The organism is Streptomyces sp. NPDC059456, from assembly GCF_042750055.1.
Classification (GTDB): domain Bacteria; phylum Actinomycetota; class Actinomycetes; order Streptomycetales; family Streptomycetaceae; genus Streptomyces.
This window is the reverse complement of record NZ_JBHYVA010000357.1, coordinates 1-8,453: the sequence shown is the minus strand read 5'-3', so window position 1 is coordinate 8,453 and position 8,453 is coordinate 1. Positions and strand designations below refer to the sequence as shown.

At 70.8% G+C, this 8,453-nt stretch carries 7 protein-coding genes; 3 read left to right on the top strand and 4 right to left on the bottom strand.

Annotated features, from left to right (window positions below):
• Window positions 1–52: 52 nt before the first annotated feature.
• From opcA to tkt, 4 genes are read right to left on the bottom strand one after another with little or no spacing between them, the layout of a single operon-like run.
• A complete protein-coding gene (opcA, locus tag ACFXA3_RS26580) occupies window positions 53–1,147 on the bottom strand; it encodes a glucose-6-phosphate dehydrogenase assembly protein OpcA (protein ID WP_385190823.1) in 1,095 nt (364 codons plus the stop codon).
• A complete protein-coding gene (gene zwf, locus ACFXA3_RS26575) occupies window positions 1,144–2,670 on the bottom strand; it encodes a glucose-6-phosphate dehydrogenase (RefSeq protein ID WP_385190822.1) in 1,527 nt (508 codons plus the stop codon). Before zwf ends, opcA begins: the two co-directional genes overlap by 4 nt.
• Before the next feature lie 5 nt (window positions 2,671–2,675).
• The gene (gene tal, locus ACFXA3_RS26570) at window positions 2,676–3,794 is read right to left on the bottom strand and encodes a transaldolase (RefSeq protein WP_385190820.1); all 1,119 of its coding nucleotides are present in this window, start codon (window positions 3,792–3,794) and stop codon (window positions 2,676–2,678) included.
• Between the two features lie 35 nt (window positions 3,795–3,829).
• Window positions 3,830–5,935 carry a transketolase gene (tkt, locus tag ACFXA3_RS26565; protein ID WP_385190819.1) on the bottom strand — a complete coding sequence of 702 codons (2,106 nt, stop codon included), beginning with the start codon at window positions 5,933–5,935 and terminating at the stop codon, window positions 3,830–3,832.
• A gap of 255 nt (window positions 5,936–6,190) precedes the next feature.
• Here tkt and ACFXA3_RS26560 point away from each other — a divergent pair, with 255 nt between their 5' ends.
• The 3 genes from ACFXA3_RS26560 to ACFXA3_RS26550 all read left to right on the top strand — a co-directional run.
• Window positions 6,191–7,138 (top strand): heme o synthase, encoded by a 948-nt coding sequence (locus ACFXA3_RS26560; protein ID WP_082410379.1) that lies wholly within the window; start codon window positions 6,191–6,193, stop codon window positions 7,136–7,138.
• A 39-nt stretch (window positions 7,139–7,177) separates the two neighbouring features.
• Window positions 7,178–7,522: a hypothetical protein gene (locus ACFXA3_RS26555; RefSeq protein ID WP_385190817.1), complete on the top strand. Its 345-nt coding sequence runs from the start codon at window positions 7,178–7,180 to the stop codon at window positions 7,520–7,522.
• A gap of 159 nt (window positions 7,523–7,681) precedes the next feature.
• Window positions 7,682–8,453: amidohydrolase (locus ACFXA3_RS26550; protein WP_385190816.1), on the top strand; the 772-nt coding region annotated here is incomplete at its 3' end.

Sequence of the window (8,453 nt, the reverse complement as noted above, 5' to 3'; positions counted from 1 at the left end):
CGGCGGGGCCGGGTTGCCGCGGGGGGGCGGGGCTCGGGGGGGCGGCCGTCGGCTACTTGGCCGGGGACTTCCCGGCCGGCCTGGCGGGCTTGCCGGTCTTGGCCGCGGACTTCGCGCCGCCGGCGTCGGCCTTGGGGCCGGTCACGGTCTCGGGCGAGTCCGTGGCCGTGACCTCGGCCGGTGCCGCCTTCGCAGGAGCGGCGGACGGGCCGGCGGCCGCAGCGGCCTCCAGACGCGACACGCCGAACTTCAGCGCGGCCTCGAACGTGTTGTCCGGGTCGAGCCGGCGCAGCTCCTCCGCGAGCAGCTCGGCCGTGTCGCGGCGCTTGAGCGCCACCGCACGGTCGGGCTGACCCGGCATGCACAGCGTGGCCAGCGAGCCGTCGGCCCGGTCCAGGACGATGTCGCCGTCCTTGGTCTCCAGCCGGACCGAGGTCAGGCCGGGGCCCTGCGAGCCGGTCCGCCGGACGGGTACCTGGAGGCGGTCCGCCAGCCACATGGCCAGCAGCTCGCAGCTCGGGTTCTCGTCCTCGCCCTCGACGACCGCCGAGGTGACCTTCACGGCCTGCTGGTCCAGCGCGGCGGCCAGCATCGACCGCCACGGCGTGATCCGGGTCCAGGACAGGTCCGTGTCACCCGGGGCGTAGGCCGCGGCCCGCTCCCCGAGCGCCTGCTGCGGGCTCTCGCTGGCGTACGTGTCCGAGATCCGGCGCTGTCCGAGCGCACCCAGCGGGTCGCCCGCCAGGTTCGACGGGGCGCCGTCCGGCCACCAGACCACGACGGGCGCGTCCGGCAGGAGGAGCGGGAGAACCACCGACTGGGCGTGGTTGACCAGTTCACCGTGAAGGCGGAGCACCACCGTCTCGCCGGTGCCGGCGTCCGCCCCGACGCGGACTTCCGCGTCGAGACGGGCGTCGCGGCGGCTGCGCGGCGAGCGGCTGGCCCGCTTGATGACGACGACGATCCGCGAAGGGTGTTCGTGGGACGCGTCGTTCGCCGACTTGAGCGCGTCGTACGCGTTCTCTTCGTCGGTCACGATCACCAGCGTGAGGACCATGCCGATGGCAGGCGTGCCGATGTCCCGGCGCGCCTGCACCAACGCGGCGTTGATCTTGCTGGAGGTGGTCTCCGTGAGGTCGATCTTCATGGCCGGCGCCAGCTCCGTCCGTCTCGTGCGAGCATCTCGTCCGCCTCGACCGGCCCCCAGGTGCCCGCCGGGTACTGCGCGGGCTTGCCGTGCTTGTCCCAGTACTCCTCGATCGGGTCGAGGATGTTCCAGGACAGCTCGACCTCCTGGTGGCGCGGGAAGAGGTTCGCGTCACCCAGCAGGACATCGAGGATCAGCCGCTCGTACGCCTCGGGGCTCGACTCCGTGAAGGACTCGCCGTACGCGAAGTCCATCGTGACGTCCCGGACCTCCATGGAGGTGCCCGGAACCTTGGAGCCGAAGCGCACCGTGATGCCCTCGTCCGGCTGGACCCGGATGACCAGGGCGTTCTGCCCCAGCTCCTCGGTCGCGCCCGACTCGAACGGCAGGTACGGGGCCCGCTTGAAGACGACCGCGATCTCGGTGACGCGGCGGCCCAGGCGCTTGCCGGTCCGCAGGTAGAACGGGACGCCCGCCCAGCGGCGGTTGTTGATCTCCAAGCGGATCGCCGCGTAGGTGTCGGTCTTCGACTTGGGGTCGATGCCGTCCTCTTCGAGGTACCCGACGACCTTCTCGCCACCCTGCCACGCCGCCGAGTACTGGCCGCGCACGGTGTGCTTGCCCAGGTCCTCGGGGAGCTCCACGGCCGTGAGGACCTTGAGCTTCTCCGCCACCAGCGCCTTGGGGTGGAAGGAGCCGGGCTCCTCCATCGCGGTCAGCGCGAGCAGCTGGAGCAGGTGGTTCTGGATGACGTCACGGGCCGCGCCGATGCCGTCGTAGTACCCGGCCCGGCCGCCGATGCCGATGTCCTCGGCCATGGTGATCTGCACGTGGTCGACGTACGACCGGTTCCAGATCGGCTCGAACATGGTGTTGGCGAAGCGGAGCGCCAGGATGTTCTGGACGGTCTCCTTGCCGAGGTAGTGGTCGATCCGGAAGACCTCGTCACGCGGGAACACCTCGTGGACGACCTTGTTGAGCTCCTCGGCGCTCTTCAGGTCGTGCCCGAAGGGCTTCTCGATGACGGCACGCCGCCAGGAGCCCTCCTTCTGGGCCAGCCCGTGGTTCTTGAGCTGCTGGACCACCTTGGGGAAGAACTTCGGCGGCACGGACAGGTAGAAGGCGAAGTTGCCGCCCGTCCCCTGCGCCTTGTCGAGCTCGTCGATCGTCGACTTCAGCGTCTCGAACGCCGCGTCGTCGTCGAAGTCGCCCTGCACGAACCGGCAGCCCTGCACCAGCTGCTGCCAGACCTCCTCCCGGAAGGGGGTGCGCGAGTGCTGCTTGACGGCCTCGTACACCTCCTGTGCGAAGTCCTCGTGCTCCCATTCACGGCGGGCGAAGCCGATCAGCGAGAAGCCCGGCGGCAGCAGCCCCCGGTTCGCCAGGTCGTAGATGGCGGGCATCAGCTTCTTGCGCGACAGGTCACCCGTAACGCCGAAAATGACCAGGCCGGACGGCCCCGCGATGCGCGGGAGCCGCCGGTCCTGTGCGTCACGAAGCGGGTTCGCTCCGTCTACAGACAAAGTGCTCAGGCCTCCGTAGGGGCGAGGCGCTCGAGCTCCGCCTCGGTGGACTTCAGCAGGTCGTTCCACGCGGCCTCGAACTTCTCGACGCCCTCGTCCTCCAGCAGCTGCACCACATCGTCGTACGAGACGCCCACCTTCGCGACCGCTTCGAGCTCGGCACGCGCCTGCTCGTAGGTGCCGCGCACGGTGTCACCGGTGACCTCGCCGTGGTCGGCGGTGGCCTCCAGGGTGGCCTCCGGCATGGTGTTCACCGTGTTCGGGGCGACCAGGTCGACCACGTACAGGGTGTCCTTGTACGCCGGGTCCTTGACGCCCGTCGAGGCCCACAGCGGACGCTGCTTGTTGGCGCCCACCCGCTCCAGGGCGTTCCACCGGTCGGAGGAGAACACCTCCTCGTAGGCCTCGTAGGCCAGACGGGCGTTGGCGAGGGCCGCCTTGCCCTTGAGGGCCTTCGCCTCGTCGGAGCCGACGGCGTCCAGGCGCTTGTCGATCTCGGTGTCCACGCGGGACACGAAGAAGGAGGCGACCGAGTGGATCTCGGACAGGTCCAGGCCCGCGGCCTTCGCCTTCTCCAGACCCGACAGGTACGCGTCCATGACCTCGCGGTAGCGCTCCAGCGAGAAGATCAGCGTGACGTTGACGCTGATGCCCTTGCCGATGACCTCGGTGATCGCCGGCAGGCCGGCCTTGGTCGCCGGGATCTTGATCAGCGTGTTCGGGCGGTCCACCAGCCAGGCGAGCTGCTTGGCCTCGGCGATGGTCGCCGCGGTGTTGTGGGCCAGCCGGGGGTCGACCTCGATCGACACGCGGCCGTCCTGGCCGTCGGTGCTGTCGAAGACCGGGCGCAGGATGTCGGCGGCGTCGCGGACGTCCGCCGTCGTGATCATGCGGATGGCCTCGTCGACGGTGACCTTGCGGGCGGCGAGGTCGGCGAGCTGCTGCTCGTAGCCGTCGCCGCTGCTGATCGCCTTCTGGAAGATCGACGGGTTGGTCGTGACACCGACCACGTGCGACTGGTCGATGAGCTCGGCCAGGTTGCCGGACGTGATGCGCTTGCGGGACAGGTCGTCCAGCCAGATCGCCACGCCCTCGTCGGAGAGGCGCTTGAGTGCGTCTGTCATGGGAATTGCATCTCCTACTGGTTCGTGTACCGGTGTCAGCGCGCGGCGGCGGTGATCCCACCGATTTCATCAAGAGAGGCCTTGGCGGCGGCGGCCACGGCCTCGGGGGTGAACCCGAACTCGCGGAACAGCACCTTGGCGTCGGCAGAGGCGCCGAAGTGCTCCAGCGAGACGATCCGGCCCGCGTCGCCGACGTAGCGGTGCCAGGTCAGGCCGACACCGGCCTCGACCGCGACCCGCGCCTTGACGGACGGCGGCAGGACGCTGTCCTTGTACGCCTGGTCCTGCTCCTCGAACCACTCGACGGACGGCATCGAGACCACGCGGGCCGGGATGCCCTCGGCCTGCAGCGCCTCGCGCGCGGCGACGGCGAGCTGGACCTCGGAGCCGGTGCCGATGAGGACGACCTGAGCCTCTCCGCCTTCCGCCTCGAAGAGCACGTACCCGCCCTTGGCGGCGTCCTCGTTGCGGTCGTACGTCGGCACGCCCTGGCGGGTGAGCGCCAGACCGTGCGGGGCACCCTTGCCGAACACCTTGGTGTGGCGGCGCAGGATCTCGCGCCAGGCGATGACGGTCTCGTTCGCGTCGGCCGGGCGGACCACGTTCAGGCCCGGGATGGCGCGCAGCGAGGCGAGGTGCTCGACCGGCTGGTGGGTCGGGCCGTCCTCGCCCAGACCGATGGAGTCGTGCGTCCACACGTACGTCACCGGCACGTGCATCAGCGCGGACAGGCGGACGGCGTTGCGCATGTAGTCGGAGAACACCAGGAAGGTGCCGCCGTAGATGCGGGTGTGGCCGTGCAGCGCGATGCCGTTCATGGTCGCGGCCATGGCGTGCTCGCGGATGCCGAAGTGGACGGTGCGGCCGTACGGGTCGGCCTCCGGCAGCGGGTTGCCCTTCGGGAGGAAGGACGAGTGCTTGTCGATCGTGGTGTTGTTGGAGCCGGCCAGGTCGGCCGAGCCGCCCCACAGCTCCGGGATGACCGGGCCGAGCGCTTCGAGCACCTTGCCGGAGGCCGCACGGGTGGCGACGCCCTTGCCGGTCTCGAAGACGGGGAGCTTGTCCTCCCAGCCGGCGGGCAGCTCGTTGGCGTTGATGCGGTCGAACTCGGCGGCGCGCTCCGCGTCGGCGGTGCGCCAGGCGGAGAAGTCCTTCTCCCACGCGGCCTTGGCCTCGCGGCCGCGGTCCAGCGCCTTGCGGGTGTGCGCGAGGACCTCGGCGGAGACGTCGAAGCTCTTCTCCGGGTCGAAGCCGAGGACGCGCTTGGTGGCGGCGACCTCGTCGTCACCGAGGGCCGAGCCGTGCGAGGCCTCGGTGCCCTGGGCGTGCGGGGCCGGCCACGCGATGATCGAGCGCATCGCGATGAAGGAGGGGCGCCCGGTCTCGGCCTTGGCCGCGGCGAGGGCCTCGAACAGCGCCTTCGGGTCGAGGTCGCCGTTCGGCTGCTGCGCGACGCGCTGGACGTGCCAGCCGTACGCCTCGTAGCGCTTGAGGGTGTCCTCGGAGACGGCCGTCTCGGTGTCGCCCTCGATGGAGATGTGGTTGTCGTCCCACAGCAGCACCAGGTTGCCGAGCTTCTGGTGGCCGGCCAGGGCCGACGCCTCGTGGGAGATGCCCTCCTGGAGGCAGCCGTCACCCGCGATCGCGTAGACCATGTGATCGAACGGGGAGGTGCCCGGAGCGGCCTCCGGGTCGAACAGGCCGCGCTCGTAGCGGGCGGCCATGGCCATGCCCACCGCGTTGGCGATGCCCTGGCCCAGCGGGCCGGTGGTGGTCTCGACGCCGGCCGTGTGGCCGTACTCCGGGTGGCCGGGGGTCTTGGAACCCCAGGTGCGGAACGCCTCCAGGTCGGCCAGCTCCAGGCCGAAGCCGCCCAGGTAGAGCTGGGTGTAGAGGGTGAGGGACGAGTGCCCCGCGGAAAGCACGAAACGGTCGCGGCCCACCCACTCGGGATCCGCGGGGTCGTGCCGCATCACCTTCTGGAAGAGGGTGTACGCGGCGGGGGCCAGGCTCATCGCCGTACCGGGGTGGCCGTTACCGACCTTCTGGACCGCGTCGGCGGCCAGGATGCGGGCGGTGTCGACGGCCCGCTGGTCGAGGTCGGTCCAGTCGAGCTCTGTGGTCGTCGGCTTGGTGCTCACCGTGGGTCAGGGCTCCTCTCCACATGTCTGTTACCCGGTGACGAACGGTGACACCGGCGCGATTCCGAGCCTACCCCCGCCACGGCGTGCAGCTATTCGAGTGCCCGCAGTCCGTCACAACGTCGGCGGTCCGATCGGACCAACACGAGGCGACCCCCGCGCGGGGCGACGTAAGTGCAACGTCTAGAGTGGCGTGGTACGTGCGAGCCTTCAGCGGACCTTTATGTCCGGAGCTTGCTGGTTTCTCTGTCAGGGGTGTGCGTGACGGCCGTCGAATCCCGTCCAGCGGGGGTGCTCGGGACGAGCCCCGGTCACCGGCCGTTCGGGGCCCGGGTCATGGCTTTCGTGGCTTTGACCAAGCCGCGGATCATCGAACTTCTGCTGATCACCACAGTGCCGGTGATGTTCCTCGCCGAACAGGGCGTGCCGTCGCTGTGGCTGGTCCTCGCGACCTGTTTCGGCGGGTACTTGTCCGCAGGCGGCGCCAACGCGCTGAACATGTACATCGACCGCGACATCGACGCGTTGATGGACCGGACCTCCCAGCGGCCGCTGGTGACCGGCATGGTCAGCCCGCGCGAGTGCCTGGCCTTCGGAATCACCCTTGCGGTGGTCTCCACGCTGTTCTTCGGGCTGCTCGTCAACTGGCTGTCGGCCGCGCTCGCGCTCGGCGCGCTCCTCTTCTACGTGGTCGTCTACACGATGCTGCTGAAGCGGCGCACCGCGCAGAACATCGTCTGGGGCGGCATCGCGGGCTGCATGCCGGTGCTCATCGGCTGGTCCGCCGTCAAGAACGAGGTCTCCTGGGCCGCCGTCATCCTCTTCCTGGTCATCTTCTTCTGGACGCCGCCGCACTACTGGCCGCTGTCCATGAAGGTGAAGGAGGACTACGCGCGGGTCGGCGTGCCGATGCTGCCGGTCGTGGCGGGCAACAAGGCCGTGGCGCGCCAGATCGTCCTCTACAGCTGGGTGATGGTGGCCGTCTCGCTGCTGCTGACCCCGCTGGGGTACACCGGCTGGTTCTACACCGCGGTCGCGCTGGCGGCGGGCGGCTGGTGGCTGTGGGAGGCGCACGCGCTGCACGCGCGGGCCAAGGCGGGCGTGACGGGCGCGAAGCTCAAGGAGATGCGCCTGTTCCACTGGTCCATCACCTACGTGTCGCTGCTGTTCGTCGCGGTGGCCGTGGATCCCTTCCTCCGGTGACCCTTCCTCCGCTGATTACCCGCCGGTAGCATGCTGTCCATGGCAGACACCACCGCGGACACCGCAGACAAGAAGCAGGACCGGAAGGCCGCGAAGCTGGCCAAGCAGATCGGCGCGTTCGCCAAGGAGCACGGCGGCGCCGAGGGCCAGATCGCGCACATCGGCCAGGCGGGCACCCGGATCGTCCTCGTCGGCACCGACGGCGGCTGGGGCGATCTGGTGGCCCCGACCCAGGCGGTGGCCGAGCTGGCCGCGGAGAAGGCCGGTCTGACCCTCCACGAGGAGTTCGACGGCGAATTCGCCGCGCGCGTCAAGACCGGCCCCTACGAGTGGTCGCGCATGGCCGGCATCCAGCTCGGCGGGGCGTCGAACCCGGCGGCCTGAGCCCCGCGGGGGCTCCGCCCTCCACCGGCTGCCGCCGGGAGACGCCGCTCGGCGCTCCCAGGTGGCCTCTCGGTCAACAGCGCGAGCAACACCTCGCACCCCGCTCACCCGTTAGGACGTGTGGAAGCCCCTTCCTCACGTCCGCAACGGGATGCCCGGATGATCGAAACGCCGCCCCTGGTGGACCAGTACTGCCACGGAGTGCTCCGCACGGAGCTGGGCCTCGGCACCTTCGAGGCCCAGCTGATCCGCTCGGCAGGCCCGCCCGCCGCCGGGACCACCTTCTTCGACACCCAGACCGGGTTCGCGGTGCGCCGCTGGTGCCCACCGCTCCTCGGACTGGAACCGCACTGTGCCCCCGCCCGCTACCTGGCCCGGCGGCGCGAGCTGGGTGCGGCCGAGTCCGGGCGCAGGCTGCTGCGCGGCTCCGGGGTCGCCGCCTACCTGGTCGACACGGGCGTGCCCGGCGACCTCACCGCCCCCAAGGAACTGGCGCTCGCGGGGGACGCCGACGCCTTCGAGGTGGTCCGGCTGGAGCTGCTGGCCGAACACGTCGCCGACACCTCCGGCACCGTCGCCGCCTTCCTCGCCAACCTCGCCGGGGCCGTCCACCACGCCGCCGCGGCGGCCGTGGCCTTCACGTGCGGTGCCGACGCGGGGTACCCCGCCGTGCTCGGGCGCGACCCCGAGCCGCCGGATCCGGGCGAGGTGCGCGGGGCGGCCGGGCGGTGGCTGGCCCGGCGCGCCAAGGGCGGGGCCGTACGGGACCCCGTACTCCTGCGGCACCTGCTGTGGAGCGCCGTGGCGACCGGGCTGCCGCTCCAGCTGCACACCGGGGCGGGCGCGGGGGAGCCGGGGCAGCGGCCGGCACAGGGCGATCCGGCGCTGCTGGCGGAGTTCATACGGGCCACCGCGGGCCTGGGGACGCGGC